Origin of the sequence: Bacillus sp. FSL L8-0152 (genome assembly GCF_038006365.1) — a bacterium.
GTDB lineage: Bacteria > Bacillota > Bacilli > Bacillales > Bacillaceae_G > Bacillus_A > Bacillus_A cereus.
This window is the reverse complement of the sequence record NZ_JBBOVB010000001.1, coordinates 32,501-49,441: the sequence shown is the minus strand read 5'-3', so window position 1 is coordinate 49,441 and position 16,941 is coordinate 32,501. Positions and strand designations below refer to the sequence as shown.

The following is a 16,941-nucleotide window of genomic DNA, read 5'->3' as shown; positions in this document are numbered from 1 at the left end:
CGAAAGGCAGTTTGTCCATCTATTTTATAATCTATAAATAAAATAAAAAAAGATAGAGCTATCTGCTCTACCTTTTATTCAGCCTCTACAAGCCCTTCATCAAATGGTGCAAGAGAATAATTCCCTTTTTCCACTTGAATCGTTTTTTCTTTCACATCAACTTCCGATAGACGAATTAATGATACAAAATTATTAATTAGTCGTTCTTCAATATCTGTGGATTCTACTAATACACCAATACCAACAACATTAGCCTTGAACTCTTCTAACATACTCATCATACCTTGAATCGTTCCGCCAGCTTTCATGAAGTCATCAATAATTAAAACATTCGATCCTTCTGGAAGGCTGCGTTTTGCTAACGTCATTGTTTGAATTCGTTTAGAAGAACCCGACACATAGTTAATACTAACAGTCGGACCTTCTGTTACCTTATTATCTTTCCTTGCAATTACAACTGGTACATCTAAGTAATTTGCCACTGCATAAGCAAGTGGAATCCCTTTCGTTGCCACTGTCATAACCGCATCAATTGATTGCCTAGCAAAAACAGAAGCAAACAAACGACCTGCGCCATTAATATGGCGAGGATTACTCAATAAATCTGTCATGTATAAGTAACCGCCAGGCAAAATACGATCTGGATTTTCAAATAAGCCACAAAGCTCATCAATAATTAGATCTGCCTCTTCTTCACTTATATACGGTATATATTTCACTCCTCCTGCTGCTCCTGGTATCGTTTGCAATGTGCCGACCCCTTGTTGTTCAAACGTTTGCTTAATAATAACTAAATCCTCACTAATGGAAGACTTAGCCGATTGATACCTTTCAGCAAAAAAAGTGAGAGATACTAGCTGACGAGGGTTTTGTAGCAAGTAATAAGTCATATCGACTAATCTTGTACTTCTTCTAATTTTCATACTCTCACCTCAAATCACGAATATTCTAAACAAATCATAACGTATTATACGTCTTTATTCAAGCGTTTCTCGCTCTCCTAATAAACGTACCGCATAGACCTGTTCACAAAATCCTTTTAATCCGTTATAAATGCGATGCATTCGAGAATCATGGTGTACAAGTCCAAATACAGTTGGACCACTTCCACTCATCAATACAGCATCCGCTCCGAATCGCTTCATCTGTGATTTAATACGTGCAACTTCAGGATGCATTCCAAATGTTACATCTTCTAAAACGTTACCAACAGTATCACAAATCCCTTTATAATCTCCAGAATTTATGACATCAACCATTTTATCTACATTTGGATGTGTAACTCGATTTAACTTTAAATTTCCATACACATCAGCAGTAGATACACCTATATGTGGTTTCGCTAAAATAACCCAACAAGAAGGCGGAGTCTTTATATGCTCAATTTTCTCTCCTCTTCCAGTGGCAATTGCTGTGCCGCCGTATACACAGAAAGATACATCTGATCCAATTTCTGCGCCAAGCTCTGCTAACTCATCAATTGTAAGCCCTAAATTCCATAATTTATTAAGACCACGTAATGTCGCTGCTGCATCACTACTTCCACCTGCTAATCCAGCTGCTACTGGAATCGTTTTTTCAATAGTAATAGATACACCTTTTTTTACATTAAACTTCTCTTTTAATAATTTCGCTGCCTGATAAGCTAAATTTCGTTGGTCGTCTGGGACATACCGATTATGGGATAAAATTTCAATACGGTCTTCTGCTAATTCCGTTAGTTCTAGACGATCTGCTAAATCAATGGTTGTCATAATCATTTTCACTTCATGATATCCGTCTTGTCTTTTTCCCAGTACATCTAACGACAGATTAATCTTTGCTGGTGCTTTCACTAGTAGCTTCAATCTATTCACCCACTCTATGTACTCAATCTTTTATCGTTTATTTTACCATAAATTTATAGTAAGACGATGACACTTCCCTAATTATAACGAAAAGCATTCAGAATGAAACTACTTATGTAAAATGATGGCACCTTTTAGAGTACAAAAAGCCGAGGAATGTCTCCTCGGCTACCGTAGCATAGAAAGTATCTTACAACTACTGGTTTCGTTTCATTAATTGCTGTTCTGCAATTTCTATAGCACGTTTCACCATGTTACCAGCATCTTTCGCACGAATTCCGCCCCATCCTTCTTTCTGAACAACATCATAAAAGCCAAGCTCTTTTGCTAGCTCTTCTTTAAATTGGTTTGACATGACACCTCTTCGTCTACTCAATGCAGAGTCCCTCCTTATTTTGCTACGGTATAGTTAGTATGCAAAATAATATAGCTTTTCATTTATGGGAATATATGTAATGATATATGGATTATAAAATGACCTCATCATGAGGGTCTCCATAAAATGTTAACTCTACTGTCTCTGTTAAAACATCTGCATAACTATAAGATACACGTTGCAACGCATCTTCTTGTTGATCCAATTGTACAACAAAAACAGAACGGTATGTTTCTGCTAGTACACCTGATTGCTCCACAGTTTTTCTTCTTCCACTATTTGCTTTTAACATAAGTCGCTGTCCAAGATGGTGATCTAATTCGCTTTTAATTTCATCTAAACGTTTTGACATATACTTCGCTACACCTCGCTGTAATTTAGATTGAACACTTAAAACACGATATATCTATCCTAATTATTAACCTCGATTCACAGCTAATATCATCTTGCGTTTGAATAGATAGAAGAAATACTATATTGTAAAAGTATCATTACGTAGTCTGTACGTTCTTGTCTCTTTTTATCCAAATTCATTTAAATCCTTCCATACAAAAAAGCAAGATACATATGTACCCTGCTTACTCCTCGTAATGTTGAAAAGGTAATCCCGTTCGTAAAATCCCTCTCGTTTCAATTCCACCTAGTCCCTTTTCACCAGTAATTGTATTACGTACGACATCCCATACATTGACTCTCTCCATAAATGAAGTAAAACTAATTTTACCAACTACATATACAGGATCTAGTGCATGAATATTAATTCTAGATGGTGAACTAGCGAAATTGGCCCCTGCACGAATTAGTGCCTCAAAGTGCGATTGACATGCCCCAGCAAAAATAACAAGTTGATCCAATGATGGATATTTTTTTCGCACTTCTCGAACAGCCTGTACAAAATGCCTTGAATGCCTATATGCCGCTAAATCTCCCTTCACTCCTTTCGATTTTGTATATGCATCATGCCCCGTAATAACGAGAATGTCTGGGCGAAAGTGATCTATTAAGTCTACTACTTTTTCATGCATCTCCGTTTCTTTACAATGAATACCTTGTACAGGAACGCCAATTTTGTTATATAAGTCTAAGCACTTGCGCAAATATAAAGGGTCTCCATCTATATGCAATACACGTCCCGGCATTTGAAAATAATTCACCTCACTTGTGTATCCACCAGTTGAAGTATGTTCATGCCTTTGTTTCATTAACACATAATCTTGTTGAAACAAACGATACGTGCGCTCCATTGTTTCTTTCTCACGCTTCACCCTTTTTTTATGTTCTCGTTGATCTATACTAATTAAATCTTCAAGTGGCGCATCCGCCACCAGTCTAATTTCCTCTCCAAACAATATAGCTATCTCGCCTTTTATTTCTATAATACGAAAAAGAATATCCCTCTTATGAGAATATCGTTCCACTAATTCTCCAACATGTAAAGCCATTCTCCTACCTCCAAACTCATTAGGCCATCTTACCTGTTTTTAAAATATGAATTTAGAGGGAGAAAGGTGACAAAAGGGACAGTTCAAGTTGAACTGTCCCTTTCATATTCTTATGATAATTTATGAAGAACCAATGCATTACTTAATGTTGCAAACTCTTCAATAGATAGCGTTTCGCCTCTTCGCTTTGGATCAATTCCTACTTCTGTTAAAATTCGATCCAATAATTCCTTATCTTTCGGGAAACCATTTAAATTATTTGATAAATTATTCATCAAAGTTTTACGGCGCTGTGCGAAACTTGCTCGTACTACTTCAAAGAAGAATGTTTCATCTGTCACCTCTACAACCGGTTTCGGACGCTTTAGAAGGCGAATAATTGCAGAATCAACATTTGGCTGTGGTACAAACACTGTACGCGGTACAGTCATAACTGTTTCAACTTCTGTATAATACTGAATAGCAATCGATAAAGAACCATACTCTTTCGTTCCAGGTTTAGCAGCTAAACGATCTCCAACTTCTTTTTGCATCATAACAACAAATCCACGAACTGGTAACTTTTCTTCAAGCAATTTAAATAAAATTGGCGTTGTAATATAGTATGGCAAGTTAGCTACTACCATTACATCTTGCCCTTCTTCAAATTGCTCATTAAATACTTCATGTACATCCGCTTTTAGTACGTCTTTATTAATAACTGTAACGTTACCATATGGTGCTAACGTCTCATCTAAAATTGGTAATAGTCTTTGATCAATTTCAAAAGCCACTACTTTTTTAGCACGCTTCGCTAATTGCTCTGTTAATGCACCGATACCTGGTCCAATTTCAATTGCACCACTTTCTGAACCAATTTCTGCATGATCGACAATACGATTTAATACATTTGTATCAATTAAAAAGTTTTGTCCTAAACTTTTTTTGAATGAAAATCCATACTTTTCAACAATGTCTTTTGTACGATTTGGCGTTGCGATATCCTTCATTTTTTTTCCTCCTGTATTACTTGCTTATAAGCTTCTCCAAATGATTCCTTTGAAACTTGAAACATCTGTAATCGTTTATGTAACTGTTTTGCATTTGTATAACCAATCTTTAATAGCTTACCCATTCTTTCTCTGCGGCTCTTTGCCATTTCTCCGCCCACTAAGCCTGCATCGACTAAATCACTCCAACTAATTTCACTTGTATAAGCTTCCATTTCTTCATGTATATTCTCTAGAGCACGGCGAATCGACTCATTAGAAGCATGTTCGATCCCAACTCCCTTTTTCCTTTTAGCAAGCGCTTCTTCCTTCGGTAAAAAGGCATGCTTACAGCCGGGAACCTTGTCAGAAATAATTTTTCGAATACGCTCTCCAGGATAATCTGGATCTGTGAAAATAATAACGCCCCTTTTTTGCTGCGCTAATTTAACTTGCTCAATAACATGATCACCGATTGCTGAACCGTTCGTTTCAATTGTATCCGCATCAACAGCACGCTTAATCGCAACTGTATCATCTTTACCTTCTACAACGATAATCTCTTTTATTTTCATGCTTGCCTCCACACTCGTTTCGTCTCTACTTAGTAAAACAAAAAAATGACGACTTTTCCATTATTATTTTCCTCATTCTTATATTTTAAAAAATAGAATAGAAAAATCTTTGTTCTCTGTCCTTATTGTAACACTTCATCATTCACATTTATTTTCTTCATCACTTCTACTAGTGTTTTTTCAAAATAAAAAAGAACAGGTTTCCCCATTCTTTTTTATTCAACACCAAATAAAGCTTTTGCATTTTTGGTTGTCATTTCTGCTACTTCCTCATAAGAAACACCTTTTAAATTCGCAATTTCTTCTGCTACGAGTTTTACATAACTCGGTTCATTTCGTTTCCCTCGAAATGGATGCGGCGTTAGATATGGACAATCCGTCTCTATTAACAATTTCTCTAATGGAATCTCCGTAGCAACCTCTTTCGGCTTTTTAGCGTTTTTAAATGTAACCGGTCCGCCTAACGAAATTAGAAAGTTCATATCAACACATCGCTCTGCTACTTCTACGCTGCCGCTAAAACAATGCATAATGCCTCCTACTTCAGCTGCATTCTCTTCTTCTAGAATATCAACAATATCTTGAGTTGCATCGCGATTATGTATAATAATCGGCAATTTCACTTTTTTCGCTAATGCAATTTGTTTACGAAATACTTCTTTCTGTATTTCTTTTGGAGACTTATCCCAATGATAATCTAAACCCATTTCTCCAAGTGCAACGACTTTAGGATGAGAAGCAAGTTCTTCTAACCAAGCTAAATGTTCTTCTGTCATGTCAATTGCATCAACTGGATGCCATCCAACCGCAGCGTAAATAAAATCATAAGCTTCAGCTAATTCCATCGCCTTTTTTATCGTTACTTCATCAAAACCAACAACAACTGTATAAGTAACTCCCGCTTCTTTCATTCGGGCAATAACTTCTTGCAAATCTTCTTCAAATTGCTCTGCATTCAAATGCGAATGTGTATCAAACAACATAATACATAACTCCTTTTATATTGAAATCCAGTTTATTCTACAAAAATAAGTTCTTTAATAACTTAACGATAACAATACTACAATCTTAATGCAAAAATAGAGAATGTAAAAAGAAAAAAGACGCTTCACACATGTTACACGTGAAACATCTCTTTTCTTGTCTTAATTACTTGATTTTTGTACCATTTGGTAGATTTTGGTCAATTGATGCTAATGACAATACGCCATTCTCTTCACCCGCTAAAATCATACCTTGCGATAATTCACCGCGTAATTTTACAGGTTTTAAGTTTGTTACACAAATAACCTTTTTACCTTTTAGGTCTTCTGGCGAATAGAATTTTGCAATTCCAGAAACAACTTGACGCTTTTCTGTGCCTAAGTCTAGTTGAATTTTTAACAACTTGTCTGCTTTTTTCACAGGTTCAGCAGATAGTACTTCAGCTACGCGTAATTCTACTTTAAAGAAATCATCAATTGTAATTTCTTCTGCCTTCGGCTCTTCTTCTTTTTTCTCTTCTACTTTAGGGGCAGAGCTTTTCATTTGTTCTTTAATGTACTCTACTTCCACTTCTATTTCTAAACGAGGGAAAATCGGGTTTCCTTTTTCTACTTTTGTTCCAGCTGGAATACAGCCAATTGTAGATAGACTTTCCCAAGATTTATGAGCCTCATCAGTAAGGCCAAGCTGAGCAAACATCTTGCTTGGTGCTACTGTTAAGAATGGCATAAGCATAATACCTGTTTGACGAAGTACTTCTGCTAAATGAGCCATTACGGAAGCTAACTTTTCACGATCATTCTCATCTTTTGCTAATACCCATGGTTGTGTTTCATCAATATATTTATTCGTACGACTAACCAATTGCCAAATAGATCCTAACGCTACAGAGAACTCCATATTCTCCATTGCTTCTTCTACTTTTTTCAAAGTATCTTGTGCAAACGCTACTAACGTTTCATCAAATTCTGTTACATTTGCTTTAAATGCAGGGATTTCTCCGTTAAAGTACTTATCAATCATAGCTACTGTACGATTTAATAAATTACCTAAGTCATTTGCTAAGTCGAAATTAATACGCTCCACAAATCCTTCTGGTGTAAATACGCCATCAGATCCAAATGGAACTTCACGAAGTAAGTAATAACGTAATGCATCCAATCCATAACGATCGATTAATGTAACTGGATCTACTACGTTTCCTTTTGACTTACTCATCTTTCCATCCTTCATTAAAATCCAGCCATGAGCAAAGACTTTCTTTGGAAGAGGTAAATCTAATGCCATTAAAATTATCGGCCAATAAATTGTATGGAAACGAACGATTTCTTTCCCAACTAAATGCACATCTGCAGGCCAGAATTTTTTATATTTCTCTTCATTTGCTGTTCCATAACCTAACGCCGTAATATAGTTAGATAATGCGTCAACCCATACGTAAATAACGTGTTTTGGGTTACCAGGAACACGAACTCCCCAGTCAAATGAAGTACGAGAAACTGCTAAATCTTCTAATCCTGGTTTAATAAAATTATTAATCATTTCATTTTTACGAGACTCCGGCTGAATGAAATGTGGATTATCTTCATAGAACTTTAATAGTCTGTCGACATATTTACCCATTCTAAAGAAATAAGATTCTTCACGAACAAGTTCTACATCATGACCACTATCTGGGCTTTTCCCTCCAACTACTTTGTCACCTTCCATAATTGGATCTACTAATTGATGCTCTGTATAGAACGTCTCATCTTGTACAGAATACCAACCTTCATATTCATCAAGATAAATGTCACCTTGATCTACTAATTGCTTAAAGATTTTTTCGACAACATCTTTATGACGATCTTCAGTTGTACGAATAAAATCATCATAAGAAATATCCATCTTCTCCCAAAGCTCTTTAATTCCTGCAACAATATTATCAACATATGCCTGTGGCGTAATATTTAACTCTTCTGCTTTCTTTTGGATCTTCTGTCCATGCTCATCAGTTCCTGTTAAATAATGCACATTATATCCTTGCATACGCTTATATCGTGCCATCGCATCTCCTGCTACTGTCGTATAAGCATGTCCAATGTGTAATTTTCCACTTGGATAATAAATTGGGGTAGTAATATAAAAGGACTTATTTTCCTCTGTCATTGTTTTGGACCTCCCGAATAACCTCATATGTATTTATAAACAGTATATCAAAAACTCATATATAAAGTGAAACTTTAATCAGTGGGGTTTTTCTTCATCCCCACTGATTATTAGCCCACATCAATCGGGCTTTTACGAGCAGCCCGAATCTCACTTATCTTCTTTAAGCCAACCTAATTTTGAATTCTGGGTCTTAATGCTCGATATCTTTATCATCTATTGCTCATATTTCAAAAAAATATACAATCTCCACTTGAAATTTGTTATTTTTTTCTGAAAATATTGTGAATAATTGTGGAATTTCCTCTCAATCTATTATATATAAGAAATAAGAAATCTATAAATCTTTTTAAAAAATATAGAATTTAAGAATTGACGGAAATGTAAATGATTGGTATCATATGTCCATAGGGTATTTTGTCGAAAAATGACGAATCTAAAAATAGACTCGAAACTTATAAACTATTTATTTAGGAGGAAAAAAATTATGAAATCTACTGGTATTGTTCGTAAAGTTGATGAATTAGGTCGTGTAGTAATTCCAATCGAATTACGCCGTACTTTAGGTATTGCAGAAAAGGACGCTCTTGAAATCTATGTTGATGACGAAAAAATCATCTTAAAGAAATATAAACCAAACATGACTTGCCAAGTAACTGGTGAAGTATCTGACGGTAACCTTTCTTTAGCTGAAGGTAAAATCATCTTAAGCAAAGAAGGCGCTGAGCAAATCTTAAACGAACTTCAAGATTATATCGAAACAGCAAAATAAGCTTCTCAATTATGAGAAGCTTATTTTTTATCGACATGATAGATTTGATATACATCTCTTTTCGACAAATCTCGATCTTTAGCGACTGTTTTAATCGCTTCTTTTGAATTCATACCTTTTTCATTTATATAGTGTTCAATATGATCATATACTGAAAGAGATTCCCACCATTGTTCTTCTGGAGCAGGTTCTTCTGTTGAACCAGCTACTAAAATACAAAACTCACCACGTACTTCATTTTGCTTCGTCCACTCAATTGCTTCTTGAATTGTCCCTCGAATAAATTCCTCAAATTTTTTCGTTAACTCTCGACACAATACAATCTCTCTATTTCCCAACACTTCCTGCATCGAAATTAAAGTATCATCTAAACGATGAGGCGCTTCATAAAACATCATTGTAGTTTGTACATAACGAAGCTTTTCTAACTCCATCTTCCGTTCCTTTTTGTTTCTCTGCAAGAAACCATAGAAATAAAACTGCTTTGTTTCAAGACCGGATGCAATTAATGCTGTAAGGGCTGCATTTGCTCCAGGAAGCGGAATTACATGATATTGCTCAGCTACTGCCTCAACAACAATATCGTAACCCGGATCAGAAATACACGGCATACCAGCGTCACTAACAAGTGCTACATTCTTTCCATCCTCTAACTTCTCTAATATTCTCTTTCCACTTACTTCTTTATTATGCTCATGATAACTCGTGACAGGTGTTTCAATTTCAAAATAATTACAAAGTTTTTTCGTTTGTCTCGTATCTTCAGCAGCAATTAAATCAACTTCTTTTAAAATTCGGATTGCACGAAATGTCATATCTTCTAAATTTCCAATAGGAGTTGGTACTAAATATAAAACTCCCTTTTCATTTTGTTGAAAGCTTTTTTGTTGCCACATAGCGTTCTCCTTTTTGCATATATGCCTCTTTTTGTTTTCTCGTTAATTGCTTAAAGTAATACTCCGCTTGCATAGCTGTACGCTTATCATCATGGGTCTCTACATATTTTAAAACGACAGGAAGCCTGACGCGTGTATACTTAGCTCCTTTGCCGCTATTATGAGTCTGTATTCGTTTTTCTATATGGTTTGTATATCCAGCATAATAACTTCCATCAGAGCACTCTACCACATAAAAAAAATGCTTATTCTTCTCCATATAAAATTGAACGTATCTCCTTTGTATATTCGTTATTGTTCTCATATACAACGAGAGGTGGTAAAATTTTTAAATCTGCATTTCCATCCTTAATTCCTTCAATTAACAATGTATTTGCTTCTTTTCCAACCTTAGGATAAACAAATCGCACACGCTTTGGTTCAATTTTATATTTACGCATTAATGTGACAATGTCGAGTAATCGCCCTGGACGATGTACAAACGCCACTTTCCCACCTTGTTTTACTAACTGACTACTTGCAGATACAACATCTTCTAATGTACACATAATTTCATGACGAGCTATCGCTAAATGTTCATTCATATTTTTCTCTGAAGTTTGAGGTGTTTGAAAATATGGTGGATTACATGTAACAACATCATATTGATGACGTCCGAGTTTCTCTGGCATATCTTTCAAATCTCCATGTATGAGGTGAATTCTTTCTTCCAGCCCATTATATTGAACACTTCTTACTCCCATATCATATAAGCGTTCTTGAATTTCCACACCAGTAATCTTTCCTTTTGTTCTTGTACTTAATAGAAGGGGGACAACTGCGTTACCTGTACACAAATCAAGTAAATTCCCCTTTTGAATTGGTACCCATGCAAAATCTGCCAGTAAAACAGCATCTAAAGAAAAATTAAATACTGATGGGCTTTGTATAATCTTCATGTCTTGCGCTAATAAGTAATCTAAACGTTCATCTTCATATAAATTCATATACTGCTCCTTTTCTTACCCTTAACCTACCCTATTTCATGTATAAAAAATTACCTTTCCAATTATAATTGGAAAGGTAATTTCACTTTTTATTTAAGAATGACAGACAGAACAAACAATCTCCCTCTTTACGTACACTTCCATAATGTAGATTGCAAATATGAAAACCTTCTTGATACAGTCTCGCTAAATTGTCATAGCCTTCACCAATATCTGTTTTCGGCTTCACTTCTTTACGCTTTTGAGTTTTTTGTTTTTCTTTATTCTGCACTTCTTCAAAACGGTGTCGCAAATTGTTATTTTCCATTTTTATATGCTGGTTTTCTTCCAACAACTCTGCAAGATGCTGTTTTAACTCTCCCAACTGTTTGTATAAATGTCCAATTTGCTCTTCCATACTAGAAACCGATTCAAAAATATCTTTTTTCTCCACAAGCACCCACCTCATTAATCTGTGGTTTGACTCGAAACGACCCCTTTATTCACTAACTCATCTAACGTATATTCTACTATCCGTTCCTTGTCTACTAGTTCCACTTGAATTAATCTTTCTAAAATATTTAATCCGATCACACGGCCAGTACCATGCGGGGTTTGTATACGTTGATCTAAATCAGGAAGTTGTTCCTTTGCCGCCTCATATTCATCATTCTCATATTTTAAGCAACACATTAAGCGACCACATAAACCAGAGATTTTTGCAGGATTTAATGATAAATTTTGATCCTTTGCCATTTTAATGGATACAGGTTCAAAATCTCCTAAAAAAGTAGAACAACAAAGCATACGACCACATGGACCAATACCACCTAGCATCTTCGCTTCATCACGAACACCAATTTGTCTTAGTTCAATTCTTGTTCTAAAAATTGCCGCTAAGTCCTTCACTAGTTCGCGGAAATCAATCCGACCATCCGCAGTAAAATAGAAAATAATCTTATTACGATCGAATGTATACTCTACATCTACAAGTTTCATATCAAGATTATGCTCTACTACCTTTTGCTGACAGACTTGATATGCTTCTTTTGCAGCATGTTTGTTCTCTTCAACAATGGTACGATCATTTTCATTTGCAATACGAATAACCTTTTTTAGCGGTAATACAACGTCGTTTTCATCAACTTGCTTTTTGGTAATAACTACTTTTCCGTATTCAATACCTCTTACCGTTTCTACAATAACAAACTCATTTTCAGAGATATCGAACTGATTTGGATCAAAGTAATATACCTTTCCGGCCTTCTTAAAGCGAACACCTACTACATCATACAAAACGGTCATCCCTCCTGCAACCGCAACACTAACTGTTCGAACACAAGCTGCGCATTTACATTAGCGTTGATTCTATTTTTTGCCTCTAATATATTAAAGAGAGCTGATACAATGCGCTTCTGAGCATAGGAAAACGATTCAAACATCTCTTTCTGCTCATGAAAAACAAGACGATCTTCTTCTCCAAGTTGAACATATAGTAAATCCTTATAAATAAGGAGTAACATATCTAACCCTTGCTGTAATTGTTCTTTCTCTCCAAAGTGTTTTCCCCATTTTTCTTGTACAAAAAAAATAGAGGTTTTATCTTTTTCGAGCGCTTCACATAATTTTATCACTAAAGCTCGTGCTTGTGCAAACCATTCATCACTACATAAAGCTAAAGCTTCATCAAAACTATTTGTGAGTTGAGCAGCAAGTGTCGATAAAGATGCTGTAATACCTTCTTCCTGTAATCTTCTAATTAAAGATTCTGTAGGTAACGGTCTAAACGTAACAACTTGGCAACGAGATAAAATCGTATTTAAAATTTGATGACTTTGTTCAGTAAGTAAAATAGCGGTTGTATCACTACTTGGTTCTTCTAAAAATTTCAAAAGTGTATTTGCCGCATTTGCCGTCATACGATCTGCGTGCTCAATAATATATAATTTTTTATTTGCCTCTAATCCTGTTTTTGAAAACTCTTCTTGTAAATCATGAATTTGCTGCTTCTTAATAGATAATCCGTCTGGTTTTACAATATGTAAGTTAGGGTGGTTACCTGAATCAATTCGCTTACAATTTGTGCATACATGACAGGGCTCTACTCCATTCCGCTGAGAACAGAGGAAACTCTTTGCCATTTGAATTGCTGTCGCAAACTTTCCCGTACCTTTCCCTCCCTCTAACAAGTAAGCGTGGGATATACGCTCTTTTGCAATGCTATTCATCAACATTTTTACACCGATGGGTTGTATAGCAGAAAGCTGCTCCCACGTCTTCATCATAATGCATACCTCACTTATTTTATTCTTTCCTTCTATTATAACAATTTATCTTCTATAATCTGAACAACTTCTTCTATAAGTTTTTCCATCGGCTGATCAGCATTTACCAATACAATACGCTCCGAGAAACGTTCTACAACTTGTAAATACCCTTCGCGCACACGTTTATGGAAAGAGATATCTTCCATATCTAGTCGATTTACTTCACGTCCTGCATCTTTTTCAATCCGAGCCAAGCCAACCTCAGGCTCAATGTCTAGATAAATTGTTAAACTAGGCATACAGTCCTCTGTTGCGAAACGATTTATTTCAAATACCTTATCCATACCCAATCCTCTTGCATAGCCTTGATATGCTAAAGAACTATCTATAAAACGATCACATAACACGAGATAGTTCTCATTAAGTGCTGGCATAACTTTTTCTACTAAATGTTGTCTGCGCGCAGCAGCATAAAGAAGCGCTTCTGTACGTGCTTCCATCATCGTATATTCTTGTTTATGTAAAATCGTCCTAATGTCCTCAGAAATTGCAATACCACCTGGTTCCCTTGTCGCCATTACCTTTTGTGCTTTTTGTTCAAAATATGGCAATAAGCTTTTAATTAACGTTGTTTTACCTGAACCTTCTGGGCCTTCAATTGTTACAAATAATCCCTTCATCCTAAAACCTACTTTCTATATCATACACTTTCATATATTTCGTATTACCTTGAAAACGAGCTCCTGCTCTCTCTAAATACATAATTTGCTCTTTATGCTCTGAAGTAATTCTCTCTCCATACATAACCAATGGAATCCCAGGTGGATACGGAATCACCATTTCCGCCGCTATCATTCCAACAGCCTCTTCTATAGATACTATCCTTGTTCCATATCTTTCTAGTTGTTTATACGTATACGGCAACGGAGAGAATTCACCTTTATAAGTATAACGAATAGATTCCCTCTTGTCTTTCACGTCATAATGTTGCAATGCTACTCGGATCATCTCTATAACCTTCATATACCCCTCATTTGCTTGCAGGGGTAAAATAAATAGGACATTGTACGGATCAGCCATCTCTGTATATATACCGACCTTTTCAAATACGGACTGTAATTCGTACCCTGATAACTGACAACGAGTTTGTACGGTAACCTTTAACTCGTCTTGCAACGGATATTCTAAAATGGCGATTTGGGGAATAGAACGTAACCGTTCCTTAAATCTCCGTAAAAACTCAACAATTTCACCATGACCTTCTTCTTTTATACGCGCCATTGTAAAGCGTGCTATATCCAAGGAAGCCATAATTGGATACGATGGACTACTAGATTGTAGCATACTTAAATAAGTAGTAACCTTCTCTTCGTCTACTAAGTGACTATTTATATGTAAATAGGAACCCATTGTCATTGCGGGTAATGTCTTATGTGCAGAATGCACTACAATATCTGCACCATATGTTAACGCTGATTTCGGGAATGGTTCTCCTAAACAAAGATGTGCCCCATGTGCCTCATCTATCAAAACAGGGATTTCATGTGCATGTGCAAAAGCGATGCTTGCCTCTAAATCCATCCCCATACCATAATAATTAGGATGCGTTAGAATGAGTGCTTTCGCATTTGGATATTTTCCAATTGCTTTCTTAATAATTTCATTACGAACTCCCACTGGTACATTATAAGTTTCATCAATCCATGGATCTAAAAAAATGGGATTTGCTCCCGCTAGTTTTAAACCATTAATAATTGATTTATGACAATTTCTTTGTACAAGAACAATATCATGTTCCCCACAACAAGACAAAATCATCGCTAAGTTCCCGACTGTTGAACCATTAATTAAAAAATAACTTTTCTTTGTATCATACACTTCAGCCAATAATTGTTGTGCCTCATCTATACATTCAAACGGACTATGCAAATCATCTAGTCCTGCTAACTCAGTTACATCAATAGATAGAATATCTTTAAACTCTCTTATTGCCTTCTGAGGGAAGTTTAAACCATTCTTATGACCTGGGACATGAAAGGATAACGGCCCTCTTTCTTTAAACTCGATTAACGCCTCATATAAAGGCATATGATTTTGATTCATCTACATCTCTTCCTTATTATTCATTCTCCATCTATTATACAGAACAAAAAAAATAATAGGCATATGCCTATTTAAAAATATGATACTTCTAATTTTCGAAGTTGCTTTAAATAATGTATATATTTCGGATCATCTGTCTCTGTATTCACCATATCCTTTTCACATTCATAACATATTAAATTATTATAAACATATATACCTTCTTTTCTTTTTGCCTCACAAACAATACAAACTTCACTTTGTAATTTCATAACCTTCCCTCCCTATTTAAGTGAACCTATTTTATACTTCTAATCCTTAACAATTTCCAGAAAAATATACACCCATCTCTTATATAATATGATTAACTCTTGGGCAACGTGTTTGTATTACCATTACTTCTTTCCCATTCTTTTTAACAATACAAAAAACACAAGTCAAAAGACTTGTGTTTTTAGTTGCTTGGCGACGTCCTACTCTCACAGGGACAAGGTCCCAACTACCATCGGCGCTAGAGAGCTTAACTTCCGTGTTCGGTATGGGAACGGGTGTGACCTCTCTGCCATCATCACCAAACTATGAAGGCATATTCCTTCAAAACTAGATAACATTGCTACATATTATATGGTTAAGTCCTCGATCTATTAGTATTCGTCAGCTCCACATGTCACCATGCTTCCACCTCGAACCTATCAACCTGATCATCTTTCAGGGATCTTACTAGCTTACGCTATGGGAAATCTCATCTTGAGGGGGGCTTCATGCTTAGATGCTTTCAGCACTTATCCCTTCCGCACATAGCTACCCAGCTATGCCCTTGGCAGAACAACTGGTACACCAGCGGTGCGTCCATCCCGGTCCTCTCGTACTAAGGACAGCTCCTCTCAAATTTCCTACGCCCACGACGGATAGGGACCGAACTGTCTCACGACGTTCTGAACCCAGCTCGCGTACCGCTTTAATGGGCGAACAGCCCAACCCTTGGGACCGACTACAGCCCCAGGATGCGATGAGCCGACATCGAGGTGCCAAACCTCCCCGTCGATGTGGACTCTTGGGGGAGATAAGCCTGTTATCCCCGGGGTAGCTTTTATCCGTTGAGCGATGGCCCTTCCATGCGGAACCACCGGATCACTAAGCCCGACTTTCGTCCCTGCTCGACTTGTAGGTCTCGCAGTCAAGCTCCCTTATGCCTTTGCACTCTACGAATGATTTCCAACCATTCTGAGGGAACCTTTGGGCGCCTCCGTTACACTTTAGGAGGCGACCGCCCCAGTCAAACTGCCCACCTGACACTGTCTCCCGGGTCGATAAGACCCGTAGGTTAGAATTTCAATACAGTCAGGGCGGTATCCCACCAGCGCCTCCACCGAAGCTAGCGCTCCGGTTTCAATGGCTCCCGCCTATCCTGTACAAACTGTACCAAAATTCAATATCAGGCTACAGTAAAGCTCCACGGGGTCTTTCCGTCCTGTCGCGGGTAACCTGCATCTTCACAGGTACTATAATTTCACCGAGTCTCTGGTTGAGACAGTGCCCAAATCGTTACACCTTTCGTGCGGGTCGGAACTTACCCGACAAGGAATTTCGCTACCTTAGGACCGTTATAGTTACGGCCG

The 16,941-nt window shown here is 36.7% G+C and carries 19 protein-coding genes and 2 rRNA genes (1 of these 21 running past the window's edge); 1 reads left to right on the top strand and 20 read right to left on the bottom strand.

Going from position 1 to position 16,941, the window contains the following annotated elements; genetic code table 11:
* Positions 1–74: 74 nt before the first annotated feature.
* The 9 genes from purR to metG all read right to left on the bottom strand — a co-directional run bounded on the left by purR (position 75) and on the right by metG (position 8,340).
* Positions 75–923, bottom strand: a complete 849-nt coding sequence (gene purR, locus MHH27_RS00265; protein WP_000702467.1) for a pur operon repressor — start codon at positions 921–923, stop codon at positions 75–77.
* A 54-nt stretch (positions 924–977) separates the two neighbouring features.
* Positions 978–1,847, bottom strand: coding sequence for a 4-(cytidine 5'-diphospho)-2-C-methyl-D-erythritol kinase (gene ispE, locus MHH27_RS00260; protein ID WP_000772104.1), 870 nt, complete (start codon positions 1,845–1,847; stop codon positions 978–980).
* A gap of 196 nt (positions 1,848–2,043) precedes the next feature.
* A complete protein-coding gene (sspF, locus tag MHH27_RS00255) occupies positions 2,044–2,223 on the bottom strand; it encodes an acid-soluble spore protein SspF (RefSeq protein ID WP_002094215.1) in 180 nt (59 codons plus the stop codon).
* 91 nt (positions 2,224–2,314) lie between these two features.
* Positions 2,315–2,575 carry a biofilm formation stimulator Veg gene (gene veg / locus MHH27_RS00250; protein WP_000044346.1) on the bottom strand — a complete coding sequence of 87 codons (261 nt, stop codon included), beginning with the start codon at positions 2,573–2,575 and terminating at the stop codon, positions 2,315–2,317.
* Between the two features lie 226 nt (positions 2,576–2,801).
* A complete protein-coding gene (gene yabG, locus MHH27_RS00245) occupies positions 2,802–3,665 on the bottom strand; it encodes a sporulation peptidase YabG (RefSeq protein ID WP_001173734.1) in 864 nt (287 codons plus the stop codon).
* Between the two features lie 110 nt (positions 3,666–3,775).
* On the bottom strand, positions 3,776–4,654 hold the full coding sequence (rsmA, locus tag MHH27_RS00240) for a 16S rRNA (adenine(1518)-N(6)/adenine(1519)-N(6))-dimethyltransferase RsmA (RefSeq protein ID WP_000651548.1): 879 nt from the start codon (positions 4,652–4,654) through the stop codon (positions 3,776–3,778).
* Positions 4,651–5,208: a ribonuclease M5 gene (rnmV, locus tag MHH27_RS00235; protein ID WP_000692837.1), complete on the bottom strand. Its 558-nt coding sequence runs from the start codon at positions 5,206–5,208 to the stop codon at positions 4,651–4,653. Before rnmV ends, rsmA begins: the two co-directional genes overlap by 4 nt.
* A gap of 215 nt (positions 5,209–5,423) precedes the next feature.
* Positions 5,424–6,191: a TatD family hydrolase gene (locus MHH27_RS00230; protein ID WP_000895840.1), complete on the bottom strand. Its 768-nt coding sequence runs from the start codon at positions 6,189–6,191 to the stop codon at positions 5,424–5,426.
* Positions 6,192–6,357: 166 nt separating this feature from the next.
* Positions 6,358–8,340, bottom strand: a complete 1,983-nt coding sequence (gene metG / locus MHH27_RS00225) for a methionine--tRNA ligase (RefSeq protein WP_000134131.1) — start codon at positions 8,338–8,340, stop codon at positions 6,358–6,360.
* Between the two features lie 487 nt (positions 8,341–8,827).
* Between metG and MHH27_RS00220 the strand changes: the two genes are divergently transcribed.
* Positions 8,828–9,112 carry an AbrB/MazE/SpoVT family DNA-binding domain-containing protein gene (locus MHH27_RS00220; protein WP_000843036.1) on the top strand — a complete coding sequence of 95 codons (285 nt, stop codon included), beginning with the start codon at positions 8,828–8,830 and terminating at the stop codon, positions 9,110–9,112.
* 20 nt (positions 9,113–9,132) lie between these two features.
* Here MHH27_RS00220 and rsmI read toward each other — a convergent pair whose 3' ends face one another.
* The 11 genes from rsmI to MHH27_RS00165 form a co-directional block, all read right to left on the bottom strand.
* A complete protein-coding gene (rsmI, locus tag MHH27_RS00215) occupies positions 9,133–10,008 on the bottom strand; it encodes a 16S rRNA (cytidine(1402)-2'-O)-methyltransferase (RefSeq protein WP_000267824.1) in 876 nt (291 codons plus the stop codon).
* Complete coding sequence (locus tag MHH27_RS00210) at positions 9,977–10,267, bottom strand: GIY-YIG nuclease family protein (protein WP_000414350.1); 291 nt, start codon at positions 10,265–10,267, stop codon at positions 9,977–9,979. Before MHH27_RS00210 ends, rsmI begins: the two co-directional genes overlap by 32 nt.
* A complete protein-coding gene (locus MHH27_RS00205) occupies positions 10,254–10,994 on the bottom strand; it encodes a tRNA1(Val) (adenine(37)-N6)-methyltransferase (RefSeq protein WP_001055355.1) in 741 nt (246 codons plus the stop codon). Before MHH27_RS00205 ends, MHH27_RS00210 begins: the two co-directional genes overlap by 14 nt.
* 82 nt (positions 10,995–11,076) lie before the next feature.
* Positions 11,077–11,427: a DNA replication initiation control protein YabA gene (gene yabA, locus MHH27_RS00200; RefSeq protein WP_000412063.1), complete on the bottom strand. Its 351-nt coding sequence runs from the start codon at positions 11,425–11,427 to the stop codon at positions 11,077–11,079.
* A gap of 14 nt (positions 11,428–11,441) precedes the next feature.
* Positions 11,442–12,269: a PSP1 domain-containing protein gene (locus MHH27_RS00195; RefSeq protein ID WP_000272429.1), complete on the bottom strand. Its 828-nt coding sequence runs from the start codon at positions 12,267–12,269 to the stop codon at positions 11,442–11,444.
* A gap of 5 nt (positions 12,270–12,274) precedes the next feature.
* Positions 12,275–13,258, bottom strand: a complete 984-nt coding sequence (gene holB / locus MHH27_RS00190; protein WP_000978578.1) for a DNA polymerase III subunit delta' — start codon at positions 13,256–13,258, stop codon at positions 12,275–12,277.
* Positions 13,259–13,293: 35 nt separating this feature from the next.
* Positions 13,294–13,920 (bottom strand): dTMP kinase, encoded by a 627-nt coding sequence (tmk, locus tag MHH27_RS00185; RefSeq protein WP_000677220.1) that lies wholly within the window; start codon positions 13,918–13,920, stop codon positions 13,294–13,296.
* A gap of 1 nt (position 13,921) precedes the next feature.
* On the bottom strand, positions 13,922–15,343 hold the full coding sequence (locus tag MHH27_RS00180) for an aminotransferase class I/II-fold pyridoxal phosphate-dependent enzyme (protein WP_001073004.1): 1,422 nt from the start codon (positions 15,341–15,343) through the stop codon (positions 13,922–13,924).
* A gap of 71 nt (positions 15,344–15,414) precedes the next feature.
* Positions 15,415–15,594: a sigma factor G inhibitor Gin gene (locus MHH27_RS00175; RefSeq protein ID WP_090978606.1), complete on the bottom strand. Its 180-nt coding sequence runs from the start codon at positions 15,592–15,594 to the stop codon at positions 15,415–15,417.
* A gap of 188 nt (positions 15,595–15,782) precedes the next feature.
* A 5S ribosomal RNA gene (gene rrf, locus MHH27_RS00170) occupies positions 15,783–15,898 on the bottom strand.
* Between the two features lie 48 nt (positions 15,899–15,946).
* Positions 15,947–16,941 (bottom strand): 23S ribosomal RNA (locus MHH27_RS00165) (it continues 1,927 nt past the right edge of the window).